The following is a 17,176-nucleotide window of genomic DNA, read 5'->3' as shown; positions in this document are numbered from 1 at the left end:
GCGCATGGGCTTTGCTAAATTTCTTTCACCGCAGCAGATCAAACTTGCTCGCGGCACGGTCAGGGATTTCAAGCTAGAGCCCGCGGCTGCAGACACGACGAAATTTAGCTTTACGCTGGAGGGCTTGCGCTTTGCGGGAATTTTGGACTTAAGGCGCGACGGACTCTATCTGCCGATATGCGAGGGCGACGAGCTGGCGGTGATATATGAGGCTTCGAGTTTAAATTCCAGCCGCGAGGCTTTGAGGGGCTTAAATTCCCGCCGCAGCGCTTTAAACGGCGCCGATTTAAGCGGTGAAAATTCCGCAGAGCGCCCTAACTGCGAAGTTTCAAGTAGCGGAAATTCCACCGCCGCAAATTCAAACCGCGACGCATATAGCGATACGGCGGCAAGTGCGCGCCAAAATTCTGTGGTATCTGATTTATCGGATAAAGATCGCAGCGGTATAAATTCCGCCGCTTTGAGCCTGATCCGCGAAGGCTTTAACGAGCAGGCGAACGCTAATACGGAACTTTATACTTCGAGTTTGAATTGCAAAGATTTAAGCAGCTCCACCTCTTTAAATTCTACTCGCGAGAGCCGTGGCGGCGTTTCGGCAAACTCCACTGCTTCCGCCCTTCCGCTAGATTTCGTTAATCTAAGCCTAGGCGCGCAGCGCTGGAAGAACGCCGGTAGCACGGTGCTCGCCGCGATATTCGCAGCCTTCGGCGTAGTGCTAGCCGCGATGAGCATCTACTGTATAATCTTTATCTTTGATGCAAGGGCTCCTGCGGGGCTGCTAGCCCTACTCATCCTCGCGCCTTTTGCGTATTGCAGCTTTAGGTTTATGCGAAGAGACTGGCGCGCCGCAAAGTTCGGACGCAAATTCGCAGCGCTTCCGCACTCCAAAGAGCCCAAGCGAAGCGGCGAAGATAGCGGCTATGCTAGCGGCGTGCGCGTGCTGCAAAGCGGCGACGTTTATTATTATGGCTTCGTGCTGGACGGGCTGTATTTATCGGGCGACAGCAAGCGGCGTATCGTCTCTAGTGCGCTACGCGCAGATCAAAATTTAGCGGAGCTTGCGGACGGCGAAAATTGCATGAAATTTAAGAATTTAGACGCAGAAAATTCCGCAAATTCTACGAGTATTAAGAATTTTGCGAAATCAGCGAATTCTACAAGCTCTGTAAATTCTGCCAACGCAGCAAATTCTATAAATTCCGCCAGCTCCGCCGAAGCCGCGGCATCCGCCAAGGCAAAGGACGCTTCGCAGAGCTTTGAGCTGCAAAACGGCGATATTCTCCGCGCCCGCTACAAGGACTACCGCGTAAGCGGGCTGTGGAACCAAAGCCGCGGCACCGAGCTCGGCGATACGCGCAGCGGGCTTCGGCACGCAGCGGATTTTATCGCGAGCGTGGCGCTGCAACTCGGCCTGCGTCTAGGCGGCGCGCTCGTGCTGACGTGGCTTGGCGATCATATCGGTGGCTCCTTCGGCAACGCCCTAAGCTTCATCGGATTTTTGCTGCTGCTTAGCCTTATGCTTTGAAAGGCGAATTTCAAACGGCAGTCTCCCGTAATTTTGCAACTTCAAGCAATTTCAAATTTCGAAATTTCGCAGAATTCTGCAGCGAGCGGATTTGGATTTTAAATTTTTAAGGCTTTGGGATCGTAAATTTAAAGGCGCGGCAAAATTTCAAAATTCAAGTGCGTAAGATTTCGGCTGCGGAATTTTAAAATTTTAAATTTTAAAGCGTAGAATTTCAAGGTGCGAAATTTTGATTTCAGAATTTTAAATTTTGCGGTGCAGAATTCCTCGGCGTGGATTAAAATTTTAAATTTCAAAACGCGTGAAATTCTAAAGCGCGAAATCAAAAAGCGGAATTTTAAAATTTCAAATTTCAAGGCGCGCAGAGCTGTAGCATGTGGAGTCGCAGCACGGCGTGTGAAGTTATAGTGCGCGAGGCTGTGACACGCAAAGCTGCGGCGAGCCGTCCGCTAGCTCCAAATTATTTCGTTTAGTTTTAGGTTTTTTACGATCGCTAAAAAGTGCGAAAGCTCGCGCTTGATTAGCGCGGCAGGGTCGCGGCGCAGCACGCTTTCGCCGATGTCGGGCTCGAAATTGTCGCGCCCCGTATTTACGAAAATGTAAATTTTGCTGTCCAAAAAGCTAAGGCTAACGGGCGCAGCCACGGCGCCTGCGAAGCGCAAGAGCCTCCGCATAAAGGCGGGCGTTAAAATATACATCGCGCCCGCCGCATCTGCGGAATACACGGCAAAGGCGGCGTTAAACTCCGCATCGTCCATATCGATCCTCTTTAGCCCGAGGGTGTTCGGCGCGCCGGCGCAAACGGGAAAGATTAGGGTTTTGGAGCTTATGCGTTTGTTAAATTCCGCGTATAAAAAAGTGCCGAGGATTTCACTTTCCAAAATTTTATTAAACAATTTCACATCGCAAAATGCAAACCTCACGCCGTCATAAACGCCCGAGACCCTGTCGTTGCCGCCTAGATATCTGTCTAGTCGAAAAAAGAGCCCGGAGAGCTTGAGTTTGGCGGGATCGATATCGCCTGAAATTTCATATCGATAGCCGAATGCCTTAAAATAGGGCATTAGATAGTGCTCTTTAAAAGCGCACTGAAATTTTACCGAGTAGTCTTGCTTAAAGTCTCTAAACAATACAAACAAGCTCGAAGCGGCCAAGATTAAAATTATAATTGTGAGTAAGATATATTTGGAAATCGTGGGGCGATTTTGTAAATCAACTAGAAATAGGCAAATTATAAAAAGACCCGCGGCTTGGATTATCGTAGCTTTTATGGAGGCTTGATCGCACAAAACAGCTACTATAAGAACAACTGCGAATAATCCGATAAACGGCAACAAATCCGCCATGCCTCCTCCGTCGCGTAGCTTGTATAACAAAAACACGCCGTAGCCGAGCATGCACGCCGCTGCGAAGACTGTATTTCTTTTCGCCTTATACAAAAGCCCCAGTCTGATCTGCTCCAGCTCGCTCGCGCTCAATCGCCCCTCCTAAAATTTAAATCCGATTATGGCGCTAGCGAGCTTTAAATTCGCTTAGGAACGGCGGCGAAATTTTAAAATTTAGACTTGTGTAAATTTACGGTTAAATTTTAGCGGTGGATCGTCTAAATAAAGCAAAGGCAGAATTTTGGTAGAAATTTAAGCGGCACGAAATTTTAAAATTCCGTGCCGTAAGAGAGATAAAATTTTACGGGCGCGCTTTAAATTCGCTATAAAATTTCACTGCGCCGAGCCGTAAAATTTCGCGAAATAAACGCCGCAGATTATGCTGCGAAATTTATAGGGCACCCGCGCGGACGCCGATAAATTTACGAACGCTCGCACCGCAAAAAGCGCCGCTAGCAAAATTTAAATTTTTCTATAAGGTGCTTGACCTACTTCGTAAAAGTTATTGCCCTCGCTGTCAATCGCTACGATAGCAGGGAAGTCCTCGACGGTAAGTCGCGCAACCGCCTCGGGGCCGAGCTCGGGGTAGGCTAGCACTTCATATTTTTTGATACTTTGGCTAATTAGCGCGCCTGCGCCGCCGATAGCGACCATATAGACGCAGCCTGATTTTTTCATCGCCTCGACGACGGCGTCGGAGCGGTAGCCCTTGCCGATCATGCCGTTTATGCCTACCTCGTTTATCATCGTCGGAGTGTATTTATCCATACGTCCGCTAGTCGTAGGTCCTGCAGCACCGATTGCCTGACCCGGTTTTGCAGGGGTCGGTCCCAGATAATATATAGTCTCGCCGGCTAAGTTTACGGGTAGCTTCTCGCCGCGAGCGAGGGTTTCGGTTAGAGCCTTGTGCGCGGCATCGCGAGCTGCGATGATGGTGCCGCTGATTAGGACGTTATCGCCCGCCTTTAGGCTTTTTACTACGCTTTTATCGAAAGGTGCGGTAATTCTTTTAACTTCTGACATGATTTCCTCCTTATAGTTCAGCATCGGCATGGCGAGCCGCGTGGCAGTTGATATTAACAGCGACCGGAAGCCCCGCTATGTGGGTCGGATACCACTCTACATTTACCTTAACGGCAGTGTTTATGCCGCCCAAACCCTGCGGACCGACGCCCGTAGCGCGCGCCATCTCCAGTAGTTCATCCTCTAGCTTGGCGTAGCGCTCGTCGGGATTTCTGCTGTCGATCGAGCGAACCGCGGCTTGCTTGGCTAAAAGCGCCGCCTTATCCATCGTGCCGCCGATACCGACGCCTACGACCATAGGAGGGCAAGCATTAGGACCAGCGTATTTGACCGCCTCTAAAAATACCTTTTTTACCCCCTCGATACCGTCTGCGGGAACGAGCATTTTTAGCACCGATTTGTTTTCGCTACCAAAACCCTTTGGGGCCACTTTGATCTTAAGCTTGTCGCCGGGGATGATGCGGGTATTGATGACCGCGGGGGTATTGTTTGTGGTGTTTTTGCGCTCAAAAAGCGGCTCTGCGACCACGGATTTGCGCAGATAGCCACCTACGTAGCCGTCCGCGACGCCTGCGTTGATAGCATCCTCCAGATATCCGCCCTCGATATGTACGTCCTGACCGAGTTCGACAAAAACCACCGTCATACCGGTATCTTGGCAGATCGGTGCGACCTCTTTTGCCGCCAAATCGGCATTTTGCAAGAGCTTGCCTAAGATATCTTTGCCGATAGGCGAAGTCTCGTTCTCGCGCGCTTTCTCAAATGCCGCGCGCATATCTGGTGTTACGTGATAACAGGCTTTTTTGCAAAGCTCGCTGACTACTTTTGTAATCTCAGCTGCTTGGATCGTTTTCATGATCTCTCCTTGTATTGAAATTTTAATGGATTATATTCCGTTAAACTAAAAACTTAGTTTAAAATTTTATATTCATTTAATAAATTTTAACAAAAGGCTAGAAAATAAGCGGTTTTTAATCTTTTTATAATAAAATATCGCTTTTCGAATTATCAAATACTAAAAATTTTGCGAAGAAATTTTAAAATCAAGGAAACCTATGAAAAAGAAAACTCTTGTGCTGCTCGTGGGCGCTTGTGTGCTTATAGGAATGATACTTTCTCTTGGGATTGCGGAGATGGTTCACCTTACAGGTACCGATAAATTCTGCGTATCCTGTCATACGATGCAGCCGATGGCAAACGCCTTTCACAACGACGTTCACGGCGGCAATAACCCGCAAGGCTTCAAAGCCGACTGCGTCGCCTGTCATGTCTCTCATGAAAATACCTTTATGTATCTTTGGACCAAGGCTCTAACCTCCGCAAATGATGTCTACAAGACGGTCTTTACCGATGCCGATAAGATCGATTGGCAAGAAAAACGCAAGGAGCGAAATCATTTCGTTTATGAAAGCGGCTGTCTAAGTTGCCATCGAAATTTAAAAGAGCAGAATAATCAAGTAAATAAAGCCTGGCTCGCGCATAGGGATTATTTCGCGGGCACTACCGGCAAAACCTGCGTGCAGTGCCACGAAAACGTCGGCCACAAAAATATGGGTATAGAGATCACCAAATATTGGGATAAATACAACCGAGAAAATAACAAAACCAAATAAAGGAGAAGCAATGCTAAAAAAAGTCGCTATTTTAATAGCCTGTATCGCATCGTTTGCATTCGCAGAAATGCCCGCGCAGCATGCGAATATGTCCGCGTCGGACGCGAACGTAAGCAATTCCGTAAACGTTAGTCTTACGAAGAATTTAAAGGTAAATAGGCAGCTTACGCCGCTAGCTAGACGCTGTGTCGAGTGCCATGCCGAAAAAACTCCGGGCGTAGTTGCGGATTGGAAGATGAGCCGCCACGCTCACGTAGGCGTTAGCTGTACCGACTGCCACTCGCAGCCAGCAGATAGCCCTATGGCAGCTAAAGAGCCGCATCCGAAAGACACAGACAATCATATTTCGGTGCTAGTTAGCCCTAAAACCTGTGCCAAATGCCACAGTAACGAGGTTAAAGAGTTTGAAAACAGCGGTCACGCAAGAGGTGCTATGCAGATGCAAGCCAACAAAGGAATAGTTGATCTAATGTATCACTACGAAGGACGTGATATCCCTGATCTTAAACACGCGCCTGATATTACCGGCTGCTCTCAATGCCACGGTAGCGTCATTAAAATGGATGAGCATAACAAGCCTACCAAAGAGACCTGGCCCGTTTACGGCATCGGTACGGTTTATCCGGACGGTAGCGTAGGCGGATGCAAATCATGCCACTCGAGTCATAAATTTTCGATTGCTGAAGCTCGTAAGCCTGCTGCTTGCGCATCTTGCCACTTAGGACCTGATCATCCGGATATCGAAATTTACAACAACTCAATGCACGGACACGTATTTAACGCTGAAGGCAATGAGTGGAAATTTGACAGCGCTCCTGGTACTTGGGCAGTTCCTGACTACCGCGCCCCTACATGCGCGACCTGCCATATTAGCGGCGGTGTGGGCGATCTAAACTCCACTCACAATGTATCTCAACGCTTGAAGTGGAATTTGTGGCAGCCTAAGAGCAATCTACGCACCGGCGGTAATGAGACCGCGGTAAGCGAGTTTTTAAATACCGGCAAGTTAAACATTGGTAATCCTTTGGCGGGTAACCTAAACGGTCCTGAGGCAGCGCGTGCGGAGATGAAGCAAGTCTGCAAAGAGTGCCACGCAAGCACCCACACGAATAATTTCTTTGAGGTGGGCGATAAGCAGGTACTTCTATATAACGTTTACAACGACGAAGCGACTAAGATGCTAAAAGAGCTTAAGGAAAAGAAACTTCTAAAAGACGATCCTTGGGCGGATGCGTTCCAGCGAATCTACTATGTTTCATGGCACCACGAGGGTCGCAGAATGCGCCAAGGCGCGCTAATGGGCGGACCTGATTATTCGCATTGGCACGGCGTATTCGAGGTCAAAAACGACATTAGAGAGATGCGCGAAATCTACGAGCGCCGCATCAAAACCGGCAAGATCGAGGAATAATCCCTCTTGGTCTGCTAAATTCTGCCAGACCAAACAGATCAAGCTTATAAGCCCCCGCAGTCCGCGGGGGCTTTTTTTATTTGCACAAAATTTTAGAATTTTATTTTGTAATCCGCAAAGCCATCAAAAATCGTCCCTAAAAACCACTGTCTAATTATTTAAGATTATTGAGAATTTATGACGGAAGTAGCTGATAAATTAGAGTAAATTTATCTCTTTGCAATCCAAAATTAGCTACAATCGCGCATATCATTTAAAAGGAATTGTATGGACAAGCAAACGGCATTAGACTTTTTGAGACTTCATCAGCCGATGCCTGCGCAGCTTTCAGATCAGCTTGTGGCAGAGTTTCGCACGGTACGGGAGTTTTTGCGTGATAATCCCTGCGACGAGGCGCTTGAGCCGCTTTTGCGCTCGCTAAACGAGGGCGACGGCGCAGGTGAATATCCGCTCGTGGACGAGGTGCTAGGTGCGGCGGACGATGCTGCTGCGGTAGCTGCGATTAGAGCGGTCTTGGAAGATCCGAGCACGGGCAGCGGAGCGCGATTTTGGGCGACGCTTTTTAGCGTGAGCTTCGTCCGTAAGGAGCTCATCGCAAGCCTGGAGACATCGCTTAAATACGCAAACGATGATTTGATCGAGCTTACAAAGGAACAGATCGAAATGTTCAAGCAGCTCGCGTAAAGTTAGCTGCTTAACTTAGGGTTGTGCCTTACTCGCCAGATTGCGCATTGCAAAGCAAATCCAAATTTATAAAAATTGGCTTAATCACAGGCTGCTTTTAAATTTTAAAATTTTGCGGTCGCTTAAAATTTCCTAGAGGCTGCGATTATGCAAGAGGCGTGCTTTATTTTCTATGCGCTGTGGCAGGCGCCCTGTGCGAGGATTGCTATCGGCAAAGATATAGTGTTGCCGTTAAGTGCGAGCGGCGCAGGCACCGAGAGATATGTGCCTAGGCAAGGGTAGAAATTTCACGGCGTCGTTTGAAGTAAAATTTTAAATCTGCGGGCTTGTGATAGAATTTAAGTCGTAATAATGAAGCAGAATTTAATATGCGGCGAGTTCGCCGCTGAAATTTTAAGATTACGTCGCGCAGTGACGAGATTTCGCTCGGTGCGATCCGTACGAAATTTTAAGCCGTAAAGATAAAGCGGAATTCTAAGGCGTGAGTTAGACTATAAACTAGCACCGTCGGTAGAGGATGCTACGCCTTTTTTGCTCTGAGAACTCCTACCGCACGGCAAAGAATTTCACGCTTTTAGCACTGCAGCTACGGACCTCGGCTATGCAGCGAGTAAGGCTGCGCTGCGCTATGCGACTAAGGATACTGCACTATTTCGCAAGCGATCTTGTAGCGAGATTAGATTATGAGTCTCGGCGTACGGCATAGGAATTTGGGCGGGTGCGATCCGCGTAGGATTACACGGCGCAGATTTCGCGCCCCCATCTGCACTACTAAAAATTCTACTGAGCGGAGTTGCGATCTAGAAATTTTGCAGCGGCACAAAATTGCCTGGCACGGATTTTGAGCTTGCGCGAAATTTCGCACCGCTAGTATTTGAGAGGCATAAAATTTTAAATCGCATGTCGCTTTAAAATTTTAAACTTATGAAATTTGAGCCGCGCTTACTTTTAAATCCTAATTACGCGCCGTGCTTGGCGATGAAATTTTAAAATTTTATTGTGCCAAGAGCAGCTCGATCAATCGGCGGATGCAGCTAAAAACAAGATAGATAAAATGCATCAGCGCGTGAAGCGGGGCTAAATTTAAATTGCTGGCTAAATATTTTAAAGCGTGGCCTAGACCGCTTGCGAGCGTTCGGTTTCGGCTCTAAAATAGTTAAATTTAGTGCTGGTGCTCGCGAGACGCTTCGGCTACCTGATTTTTGCGGTGCCGAAGCAAAGTCCGTTTTTGTTGCACTGCATGTTTTCGATTTGCGGATCCTCGCTTTCGCCGCAAATTTGAATCATTTGATGCGACGCCTCGTCCATTTTGGGCTCGCTGCAATGCGAAACGCCTGGCTTTGGATGCTCAGAATTGGAGCAAGCGCATACAAACAGCGCTGCGCAGGCGAACAAGAGGGCGTTTTTCATTTTAAATCCTTTTTAAAAAATTTCGTAATTTTATCTTTGCAAAACTGAAATTTTACGGAATTTAAAGCGTTTCGGATAAATTTAATGTATCTGCTTTTGCAAATATAAATTTTCTAAATTTCACGTTAGATACGAAGGGACGGCGTGCGAGGCGAGATAAATTTAATATTTGTGAGCGAGCTTTAAGACGCAGTTCAAATCATTTTGCGGAAAGATAAGATTAAAGGCACACTTAATCTTATCTATCGTTTTAAAATTTTTTACCGAAAGCCGCTATAATTGCGCCCTTTAAACTAAAATAAGGAGAAAACATGGCAATGACGAATTACATGGAACTTTTGATGGCAAATCAGCCGTGGAATTTGATTTTATTTATGGCGGTGCCGATGGGCTTAGCAGAAGCTATAGTAGCGAGCGAATTTTTTAGCTTGTACCGCGCGAAGGAGGGCTCTTTGGCACTAAAAATCAATAAATGCCTTAGCATCATTCTCGGCGCTTATTTTACGATATTAATCATTTACGTAGCGGTTAAAATTTTGCCCGTCATTCATTTACGTGGCGCTGCGGACGCCTTAGCTTTGGCGGCATACGCAGCAGCGGCGCTGCCTGCGCTGGTGCTGCTACTTTTGGAGCTAGGAGTTATCGCAAAAGGAGCGGAATTTAGAGCTAGGCTTAAATTTCATTTCTTGGCACTGATTGTATTTTTGGTGTTAGGACACGTCGCGATGATTTTTGGAATGACCGATCCAGGTATGGGCGGCATGGATCATTCTATGATAGATCATGGCTCGATGAGCGGGATGAGCCACGATATGGGTTCGATGGAGGGGATGGATCATTCGCGTATGAATCATGGCTCGATGGAGAACATGGATCACGGCGGTATGGATCACTCAAAGATGGAGCATTCACATTAACTTTAGTATGCCCGGCTTGGGCTAAATTTTAAAATTCTATTCCGCCGAGCTGCGGAGTTGATAGATCTTTATGATTTGATTGCCTTTTGTCTACAAAATGCATATGTAAGCCCCTCTAAATAGAATTTTACCGCCTTTCATCTGTCGCCTGCGAGGCGGTAAAATTTAATATCAAGCTTATCACCGCCTTTTTATGTTCTTGTGATATTTTTATTCGACTTATACAAGACGTAAAGCTCACGTATAGGTAGTTTTCAGTTTAAATTTGCGTGCAAACCGCTTTGGTATATTTTTTAACGTTAGTTTAATGCTAAATTTATATAATCTAAGTCTAGTTATATTTTAAGAGACGATTAAGAGTAAAAAGTGCTAAGCTTGGAGGCGGATAGAGTATGCAAGATTACGAATTATTGGACGTTTTATCCAATAAAAGGGTTCTTTGCCTAGAGGACGAGCCTGGGATTTTAAAAAATATAACCGAATCGCTGCAGCTGTTTTTCGGCGAAGTAGTGGGGGTTAAGGACGGACTGGAGGCGCTTGATGAGGCGATGAGCGGTTCGTACGACGCACTGGTTTTTGATATCGGCGTGCCGCATATGGACGGGCTAGAGGTCGTTAAAAAGATCCGAGCTGCCGGCATCAGCGTGCCGATCGTAATACTTTCGAGCCACACCGAGCAGGAGTATCTGTGGCGGGCAGTGGAGCTTAAGATCACCAGGTATCTGCCTAAGCCGTACGACAAAAACGCCTTTATAAAGGCGCTGCAAGACGTCGCAGCGGAGCTGATAAATCACGCGCCGATATTGAATATAAACGATGAGCTGAAGTATGATTTTGCCAAAAAAATCATCTACGTCAAAGAAAGTGCCTGTCATCTTTCCAAAAGCGAGAGCAAGCTTTTGGAGTACTTCTTAGCGCGCAAAAATCAAACCGTAACCTACGAGCAGCTATTTAGCTATATGTGGGAGTTCGAGCAGCCCAGCAAGGAGGCGATCAAGGCGATCGTCAAAGAGCTACGCCGCAAGATCGGCAAGGACGTGATCAAAAATTTATATGCGGTGGGGTATCTCTTTGAAGTATAAATTTAAATTTATCGTAGCGCTTTTCGTGCTGCTATATATCGTAATTACGGCTTTGGTTTTTAACTTCTACCGCGAGCTTGCGCTAAAGGACACGCGGCGCGAGGCGTTTTATATCCTAGATACGATGAATGCGGTGCGCGATTACGTCTCGACCGTGCAGCGCCCGCTAATAAACGAGCTTAAAGAAAAAAAGCTTCTAAGCGAGGACTTTTTCGATCCGAGGCTGATGTCCTCGACCTACATAACGCGCGAAATTTATAAAATTCAGCTCGCCAAAAATCACATCAACTACGACTACAAGCTCGTCGCTACCGATCCGCTCAATCCCGAACACGCTGGAAGCGAGTTTGAGAATGAAATTTTAGAGGGCTTTAAAGAAAACAAATATAAAGAATACTCCAGAATCGTCTACGATAAAGGTGGCGCCTCGTATCTTTTGAGTCTGCCGATAACAAACTCCCAGCCTTCGTGCACCGAGTGCCACAGCATCAACGCAGCACCTAAAAAGATGCAAGAGCTCTACGGCGATGTGGGAAATTTCAAAGGCGGCCTAGGCGATACGATTGCGATGATAAGTTTTAAAATTCCGATAAAAAGCATTCTGCTCTATCACACCAAAGAGTTTGTCGTTAGCGGACTAAGTTTGCTTGTGGTATTTTTGATCTGTATATTTTGTATCTATAAAATTCACAAAAAAAACGCGACTTTAAAGATGCAAACTCAGCTTTTACTGATAAATCAAAGCCGCCTCGCGCTCATGGGCGAGATGATCGGCAATATCTCGCATCAGTGGCGCCAGCCTCTATCGCAGATCAGCTCCACGCTCATAAATTTAGAGCTTTACAACGAGCGGGGCAAGCTCTCAAAAGAAAGGCTCGAGGGCGGCATCAGGGATGCGGGCGAGCAGGTGAAATTTATGAGCGATACGATCGAGGATTTTAAAAATTTCTTCAATCCGAATATGCCGAAGAGGGAATTTAGCGCCAGCGAGGCGATCGAGCAGGCGCGTAAAATTTTAAACGCCTCGCTTAAAAAGCACGTCATCGACATAAGCGTGCGGATAGAAGAAAATTTTACACTTTACGGCAACGTAAACGAGCTCATCCAGGTGCTCATAAACATCATAAACAACGCAAAGGAGGCGTTTTTGGACGTGCCGCTTAAACGGCGCGAGATTAAAATTCGCTCGTTTTTAAAGCAGGGCGAGCGAGTAATCACGATCGAAAATAACGCAAGCCGCATCGACGAAGCGCGGCTCGGTAAAATTTTTGAGCCGCACTTTACGACAAAACAGCAGGGCAGTGGGCTCGGGCTATATATGAGCAAGATGATAATCGAAAAAAACGGAGGGAGCATAAGCGCTGCGAATTCCGACGACGGCGCGATATTTACGATCTCTTTTCGTTAAATTTAGACTTCATTAAATTTCTCCCTTTTTCGCCCTTTTTTGTTGATATTATTTCGAGCGTAGAACTTTGCTAATTTAAAATTTCGATTTTCAAAGGAGGAGCCATGAAAAAATGGAATAAGATGCTACTAGGCGCGCTAGCCTGTATTAGCATTTTTGCCGCAGGAGCCTGTGCTGATGAAGGCATGGGGCATGAGATGGAAATGTCGCAAAAATCGCGCGACGTCATCGCAAATCCTAAGGGCACGTTGCAAAGCAGAGGCGTCATATCCTTGCAGGACTACGTCGTAGAAGAGCGAGAGATGTATGACTGGCTATTTAAAAATCACCCGATTTTTACCAAATACGGCGGTAAAACGGTCGGTAAGATGGATGTACATGACCGAGGTTTGGAGTGGCTTGCGGAAGGGCATGGATTTGACTTTTCAAAGGCGAGTAAAAGAGACGACGGCAAGGGCTATAGCTCTATGATGTATAGAATCCCTGCTGGCTCTTCTTTGCAATTTCCGAATAAATTCATAGGTCCTGAAAAATGCGGCGAGTGCCACCCTGCGCAGTATGAGACATGGAGCAGATCGCGCCACGCCACTACTATCCGCTTCCCGGGCGAGCACCCGGAGGTTAATAACAACCTAACCGATCCTGTATTTAGCCCCGACACTGCGTCGATCCTTCCAAAAGGTATTACCCCTGACGTAATTTATGCGACCGTGGGACACCTAAGGACAAAATTTGGCTACGTAGATGCATGGCTTCTACGCGGAACCTATCACGTAGAGGGCGGCTTGCTAAGAGATGGTACCGGTCAAATCGTAGCCGGCGGCAACCAATTCCAAAGGACTTGGGCGTTAAATTTAGATGACGAGACGGTCAAAAAGATCAAAAAGATCGCTCCGGAATTCCCGGGCACACTTGAGGAATACGGCGATAACGGCGGTTACGTAAGAGGTCTTGCGTCGTATGCTGCGAAATACAAAAAATCGATGTTTTTCCAAGCAAACAGCTCGTATTGCGAAGTCTGCCACCCATTCAAATTCGATTTTAAAACTAAAAAAGAATTCTATGCCGCTTTGGGTAACGCAAAAGAGCTTCAAAAGCACACTATCTCCAAGGGTATCACCTGTGAAGAGTGTCATGGAGCGGGCGGTCACTTGGATGGTGCTACAAATTTTAGAACCTCAAACTGCGAACGCTGCCACCAAAGATTTAACTATAGCCCTGATTTAGCTCGTGCTAATCCGCTAAACAACGGAAACCCTGATCTATCTCTTAGTTCTAAATTTAAATCCATGGGTCCAGGCTGCGGCTCTGAAGGCTCTCAATCATACTTCACCGCTCACTACGAGAAGGGTATGCGCTGCGTAACCTGCCACGATCCGCACGATAACACCGGACCGGTAGTTGGTGATAAAACCGTCAAGGGCGTAAATTATAACTCCGAGCAGGGCTATCTAAGCGCGTTTTATACAAAGCCTAAGATCACAAAAGAGTGCAAGGATTGCCACCAAGAGCAAGCCTACATCGCTGCAAGAGCCGATACGCATAAAGACAACACCTGCGCATCTTGCCACATGCCGTTTATGATGAGCTGCGAGAACTTCTACGCTATTCAGTTCCAAGACAACGCGGGATTTGATACTCAAAGAAGATCGCACATCTGGAAGATCGACATCGATCCTGCTAGAAAATCTCTAGTCGCAGGCGATGCCGCTAAGGGTCCGAGAGATCCGAAAGATTGGCACTTCCAAAGAAATAAAGAGGGACGAAATTTCGTCGATCTTATGTGGTCGTGTGCACGAACCTCGTGGGCGGATAAAGATATGCAAGATACCAAAGGCTGCCATAGCCCTGTCGTTTCCGAGCTAAAAGAGACGCTTCACTTCAAGAACCAAAAGCAGGTTTACGATGAGGTTATGGGCTGGCAAACTCCGATTAAGAGCGACTTCTCGCAGGTTAAGATCGGTATTCAAGGAATTTACTCTATCCTTGAGACTAAAAAGCTTAACTCCAGCGATAAAACTCGCGTTTACGAGCTAATAGAAAAAGCTCAAGACACCGTCGATCTTATCGAAAAAGACGGCTCATGGGGTATGCATGGCTTTAAATATACTAAGCAAAGGCTAGAAGCCGCTAAAGAGTATATCAAAGAGGCTCAAAGAATTCTAAATAATAATTTATAATTCTTTCGGGGTCGCGTAAGCTCGCGGCCCCGAAATTTAAAAGGCAAATGTATGCAAAAAAGACTGAAAATTTTCTTGCCTATCGTTTTGGCAAGCTGCGCGTTGGGCGCGAATTTAACTACGCAAGAACAAAAAGAATCTTATAGCATCGGAGCTTCTACCGGGAGCTATGTTTCAAACCAGCTGCATTCACAAGCCGCATTAGGCGTCAAGTACGATTTAGATGCGGTGATAGAGGGTTTTTTGGACGCTCTTAAAAAGCAGCAGAAGCTAAAAGATGAGGAAATTATTGCGCTTTTGAATCAAAGAGCCGATAAGCTAAATAAGATCGTAGAAACAAATTCCAAAGCGGAGCTTGATAAAAATTTAAAAGCAGGCAAGGAATTTATGGCGAAAAATGCCAAAAATCCGGACGTTAAAACCACAAAATCCGGTCTTCAATATGAAATTCTAAAGCTAGGTATGGGCGAAAAGCCAAAGCCTGAGAGCGTAGTAGTGATGAACTACAAGGCGTATTTGACGAATGGTAGCGTATTTGACGATACTTTCGCATCTAAAATTCCGGCGCATCTTTCTATGATAGGCTTAATCGACGGATTGCGCGAGGGGCTGCTTTTGATGAATACAGGCTCGAAATATAAATTTACAATCCCTAGTAATTTAGCCTACGGCAACGTGGACGTAGATAGAATTCCTGCGGGTTCTGTGGTAATTTTTGAAGCCGAATTACTAAAGGTTTTAAAGCCCGGTGAGCTTGCCGATGCGGCGAAAAAGCTTAGCGAGAGCGAGGCTAAAAGCTTTCACGACGCTAATAAAACAAAGTAGTTTTGCTTAAATTTAGTCGGAGGAGAATATGCAAAAGCAAAGAAGAAATTTTATAAAATCCGCCGCACTAGGCTCTTTGGGGCTTGGCGCAATCGCCTCAAGCTTACTCGCGCAAAACAGCGCGGATAAAAGCGCGCAAGACGCAAATGCGAGCGTTCAAAAGCAAGAGCCGAAAAAGCCGCACTACGGCATGATATTCGATCAGAACAAATGCGTGGGCTGTACCGACTGCGAGATCGCCTGTAAAAAGGTAAATTTAGTTCCGAAAGGTCAGATGAGGCTTTTTATCCAGGATAAAACCGATCCGCTAAATTTGAAAGAAAAGCGCTACGTCAGGGTTTCTTGCCAGCAGTGCGAGGACGCGCCGTGCGTGAATGTCTGCCCGACGAAAGCCTGTCACAAGGACAAAAAAACCGGCATCACGACGATGAACACCGATGATTGCATCGCCTGTAAATACTGCATCGTCGCCTGTCCTTACGACGTGCGCTTTATAAATCACGAAACCAAAGCCGCAGAGAGCTGCAACTTCTGCTTGGATACGAATTTAAAAGACGGTCACGAGCCTGCCTGCATCGAGGCGTGCAGATACGAGGCGATCGTATTTGGCGATCTAAACGACGAAGGCTCGCACATCAGCAAGCTACTTCGCGTAAAAGACAGCCTGCGCATGCATCCTGAGTGCGGCACGAAGCCGAGCCTGCGCTATATTCCTGCGGTAAAACTGGGGGTGTGATATGAACGGAGCTATAAATTTTACTGCGACATTCTCGCACGGCGTTGAGTGGGGCTGGCCGATCGCGGTTTATCTTTTGCTAGCGGGTATGAGCGGTGGCGCGTTAGTAGTCGCGATCCTCGTCAAATTTTATAAAAAACAAACCGAAAGCACGCCGCTGTTTAAGGCCGCGTCGCTGCTATCTTTCGTAGCGATCCTTCTGGGTATGGTTTGCCTCGTGGCCGATTTGGAGCGACCGCTTCTTTTTTGGAAAATTTTGATTAATTATAACTTCACATCGGTTATGTCCGTGGGCGTAGCGGCGCTTTGCGTCTATATCCCGCTTACCTTCGTAGCTTGCCTTTACGCGTTTGAAGAGTGCCTTAGAGAGTTTTTGACGCACAATCTTAGCTTTTTAAAAGGGCTTTTCGAGCTTGCGATGAAAATTTTAAACGCGCTTCGCCCGCTGCTTCTTGCGCTTACGCTTATTTTTGCGGTCGCGATCTGCGCTTATACGGGCTTTTTGATCTCGGTTTTAGTTAGATTCCCTATCCTTAATACCGCCGTTTTACCTGCGCTTTTCGTGGCGTCGGGCTTATCGGCGGGTATCGCGGGCTCAAGCCTAATAGCCGCGCTTTTCTTTAAAGCAGACCCGCACGGAGGCGATCTTAAAATTTTACACGCAATCGAGTGGCCGGTTTTGGCGATGGAAATTTTACTAATCGGTATGATTTTCGTTTCGCTCGTCACCGGAAGCGACGTGCAAAAAGCCGCCAGCGTCGCCTTTAGCGAAGGCGTTTACGCTCAGCTATTTTGGCTAGGCGTCGTGGGCGTAGGCTTTTGCGTACCGCTCGTTTTAAATTTCGCACTAGGCAAAAAGATCGCTCACACCGCGTTTGCGTTCTACGTTAGCGCGCTTGCCAGCGTGGTCGGAGTATTACTTCTTAGAATGTTTATACTATACGCGGGACAAACTTACGATATAATAATGTAAAACT

17 protein-coding genes are annotated in these 17,176 nt (G+C 46.8%); 13 read left to right on the top strand and 4 right to left on the bottom strand.

The window, feature by feature from the left end:
• The first annotated feature begins 4 nt into the window (after positions 1–4).
• Both Q0274_RS08775 and Q0274_RS08770 read left to right on the top strand, forming a co-directional pair.
• Positions 5–1,525, top strand: coding sequence for a hypothetical protein (locus Q0274_RS08775; protein ID WP_298029010.1), 1,521 nt, complete (start codon positions 5–7; stop codon positions 1,523–1,525).
• A gap of 219 nt (positions 1,526–1,744) precedes the next feature.
• Positions 1,745–1,933: a hypothetical protein gene (locus Q0274_RS08770; RefSeq protein ID WP_298029008.1), complete on the top strand. Its 189-nt coding sequence runs from the start codon at positions 1,745–1,747 to the stop codon at positions 1,931–1,933.
• 41 nt (positions 1,934–1,974) lie between these two features.
• Here Q0274_RS08770 and Q0274_RS08765 read toward each other — a convergent pair whose 3' ends face one another.
• From Q0274_RS08765 to Q0274_RS08755, 3 genes are all read right to left on the bottom strand, one after another.
• Positions 1,975–3,003, bottom strand: a complete 1,029-nt coding sequence (locus Q0274_RS08765) for a DUF3137 domain-containing protein (protein WP_298029006.1) — start codon at positions 3,001–3,003, stop codon at positions 1,975–1,977.
• A gap of 369 nt (positions 3,004–3,372) precedes the next feature.
• Positions 3,373–3,933 (bottom strand): Fe-S-containing hydro-lyase, encoded by a 561-nt coding sequence (locus tag Q0274_RS08760; protein WP_040303892.1) that lies wholly within the window; start codon positions 3,931–3,933, stop codon positions 3,373–3,375.
• Positions 3,934–3,943: 10 nt separating this feature from the next.
• Complete coding sequence (locus Q0274_RS08755; RefSeq protein ID WP_297895917.1) at positions 3,944–4,789, bottom strand: fumarate hydratase; 846 nt, start codon at positions 4,787–4,789, stop codon at positions 3,944–3,946.
• A 199-nt stretch (positions 4,790–4,988) separates the two neighbouring features.
• Between Q0274_RS08755 and Q0274_RS08750 the strand changes: the two genes are divergently transcribed.
• From Q0274_RS08750 to Q0274_RS08735, 4 genes are all read left to right on the top strand, one after another.
• Positions 4,989–5,546: a NapC/NirT family cytochrome c gene (locus Q0274_RS08750; protein ID WP_291940163.1), complete on the top strand. Its 558-nt coding sequence runs from the start codon at positions 4,989–4,991 to the stop codon at positions 5,544–5,546.
• Between the two features lie 10 nt (positions 5,547–5,556).
• Positions 5,557–6,957 carry a multiheme c-type cytochrome gene (locus tag Q0274_RS08745; RefSeq protein WP_298029004.1) on the top strand — a complete coding sequence of 467 codons (1,401 nt, stop codon included), beginning with the start codon at positions 5,557–5,559 and terminating at the stop codon, positions 6,955–6,957.
• 267 nt (positions 6,958–7,224) lie between these two features.
• Entirely contained in the window at positions 7,225–7,641 is a 417-nt protein-coding gene (locus tag Q0274_RS08740) for a hypothetical protein (protein WP_298029002.1), read from the top strand.
• A 147-nt stretch (positions 7,642–7,788) separates the two neighbouring features.
• Positions 7,789–7,923, top strand: a complete 135-nt coding sequence (locus Q0274_RS08735; RefSeq protein ID WP_298029000.1) for a hypothetical protein — start codon at positions 7,789–7,791, stop codon at positions 7,921–7,923.
• A 909-nt stretch (positions 7,924–8,832) separates the two neighbouring features.
• Here Q0274_RS08735 and Q0274_RS08730 read toward each other — a convergent pair.
• Complete coding sequence (locus Q0274_RS08730; protein WP_298028998.1) at positions 8,833–9,051, bottom strand: hypothetical protein; 219 nt, start codon at positions 9,049–9,051, stop codon at positions 8,833–8,835.
• Positions 9,052–9,362: 311 nt separating this feature from the next.
• Between Q0274_RS08730 and Q0274_RS08725 the strand changes: the two genes are divergently transcribed.
• The 7 genes from Q0274_RS08725 to nrfD all read left to right on the top strand — a co-directional run bounded on the left by Q0274_RS08725 (position 9,363) and on the right by nrfD (position 17,172).
• Positions 9,363–9,968 (top strand): DUF6803 family protein, encoded by a 606-nt coding sequence (locus tag Q0274_RS08725; protein WP_298028996.1) that lies wholly within the window; start codon positions 9,363–9,365, stop codon positions 9,966–9,968.
• A gap of 392 nt (positions 9,969–10,360) precedes the next feature.
• Positions 10,361–11,050, top strand: a complete 690-nt coding sequence (locus Q0274_RS08720) for a response regulator transcription factor (protein ID WP_298028994.1) — start codon at positions 10,361–10,363, stop codon at positions 11,048–11,050.
• On the top strand, positions 11,040–12,458 hold the full coding sequence (locus tag Q0274_RS08715) for a DUF3365 domain-containing protein (protein ID WP_298029208.1): 1,419 nt from the start codon (positions 11,040–11,042) through the stop codon (positions 12,456–12,458). The genes Q0274_RS08720 and Q0274_RS08715 overlap by 11 nt, the downstream gene beginning before the upstream one ends.
• A 104-nt stretch (positions 12,459–12,562) precedes the next feature.
• Positions 12,563–14,638 (top strand): cytochrome C, encoded by a 2,076-nt coding sequence (locus tag Q0274_RS08710; protein ID WP_298028992.1) that lies wholly within the window; start codon positions 12,563–12,565, stop codon positions 14,636–14,638.
• A gap of 51 nt (positions 14,639–14,689) precedes the next feature.
• Positions 14,690–15,463, top strand: a complete 774-nt coding sequence (locus tag Q0274_RS08705; RefSeq protein ID WP_005870892.1) for an FKBP-type peptidyl-prolyl cis-trans isomerase N-terminal domain-containing protein — start codon at positions 14,690–14,692, stop codon at positions 15,461–15,463.
• A 28-nt stretch (positions 15,464–15,491) separates the two neighbouring features.
• Entirely contained in the window at positions 15,492–16,199 is a 708-nt protein-coding gene (locus Q0274_RS08700) for a 4Fe-4S dicluster domain-containing protein (RefSeq protein ID WP_298028991.1), read from the top strand.
• Position 16,200: 1 nt separating this feature from the next.
• A complete protein-coding gene (nrfD, locus tag Q0274_RS08695) occupies positions 16,201–17,172 on the top strand; it encodes an NrfD/PsrC family molybdoenzyme membrane anchor subunit (protein WP_298028990.1) in 972 nt (323 codons plus the stop codon).
• Positions 17,173–17,176: the final 4 nt, after the last annotated feature.

It is taken from the genome of uncultured Campylobacter sp. (assembly GCF_937973075.1).
GTDB lineage: Bacteria > Campylobacterota > Campylobacteria > Campylobacterales > Campylobacteraceae > Campylobacter_B.
This window is presented reverse-complemented; position numbering and strand designations above follow the sequence as displayed.

What these genes read in the sequence shown, in the direction of transcription:
- Q0274_RS08775 (WP_298029010.1), top strand. Translation starts at nt 5, where the DNA reads ATGGGCTTTGCTAAATTTCTTTCACCGCAGCAGATCAAACTTGCTCGC.
- Q0274_RS08740 (WP_298029002.1), top strand. Translation starts at nt 7,225, where the DNA reads ATGGACAAGCAAACGGCATTAGACTTTTTGAGACTTCATCAGCCGATG.
- Q0274_RS08710 (WP_298028992.1), top strand. Translation starts at nt 12,563, where the DNA reads ATGAAAAAATGGAATAAGATGCTACTAGGCGCGCTAGCCTGTATTAGC.
- Q0274_RS08745 (WP_298029004.1), top strand. Translation starts at nt 5,557, where the DNA reads ATGCTAAAAAAAGTCGCTATTTTAATAGCCTGTATCGCATCGTTTGCA.
- Q0274_RS08755 (WP_297895917.1), bottom strand. Translation starts at nt 4,789, where the DNA reads ATGAAAACGATCCAAGCAGCTGAGATTACAAAAGTAGTCAGCGAGCTT.
- Q0274_RS08705 (WP_005870892.1), top strand. Translation starts at nt 14,690, where the DNA reads ATGCAAAAAAGACTGAAAATTTTCTTGCCTATCGTTTTGGCAAGCTGC.
- Q0274_RS08730 (WP_298028998.1), bottom strand. Translation starts at nt 9,051, where the DNA reads ATGAAAAACGCCCTCTTGTTCGCCTGCGCAGCGCTGTTTGTATGCGCT.
- Q0274_RS08735 (WP_298029000.1), top strand. Translation starts at nt 7,789, where the DNA reads ATGCAAGAGGCGTGCTTTATTTTCTATGCGCTGTGGCAGGCGCCCTGT.
- Q0274_RS08700 (WP_298028991.1), top strand. Translation starts at nt 15,492, where the DNA reads ATGCAAAAGCAAAGAAGAAATTTTATAAAATCCGCCGCACTAGGCTCT.
- Q0274_RS08720 (WP_298028994.1), top strand. Translation starts at nt 10,361, where the DNA reads ATGCAAGATTACGAATTATTGGACGTTTTATCCAATAAAAGGGTTCTT.
- Q0274_RS08760 (WP_040303892.1), bottom strand. Translation starts at nt 3,933, where the DNA reads ATGTCAGAAGTTAAAAGAATTACCGCACCTTTCGATAAAAGCGTAGTA.
- Q0274_RS08750 (WP_291940163.1), top strand. Translation starts at nt 4,989, where the DNA reads ATGAAAAAGAAAACTCTTGTGCTGCTCGTGGGCGCTTGTGTGCTTATA.
- nrfD (WP_298028990.1), top strand. Translation starts at nt 16,201, where the DNA reads ATGAACGGAGCTATAAATTTTACTGCGACATTCTCGCACGGCGTTGAG.
- Q0274_RS08725 (WP_298028996.1), top strand. Translation starts at nt 9,363, where the DNA reads ATGGCAATGACGAATTACATGGAACTTTTGATGGCAAATCAGCCGTGG.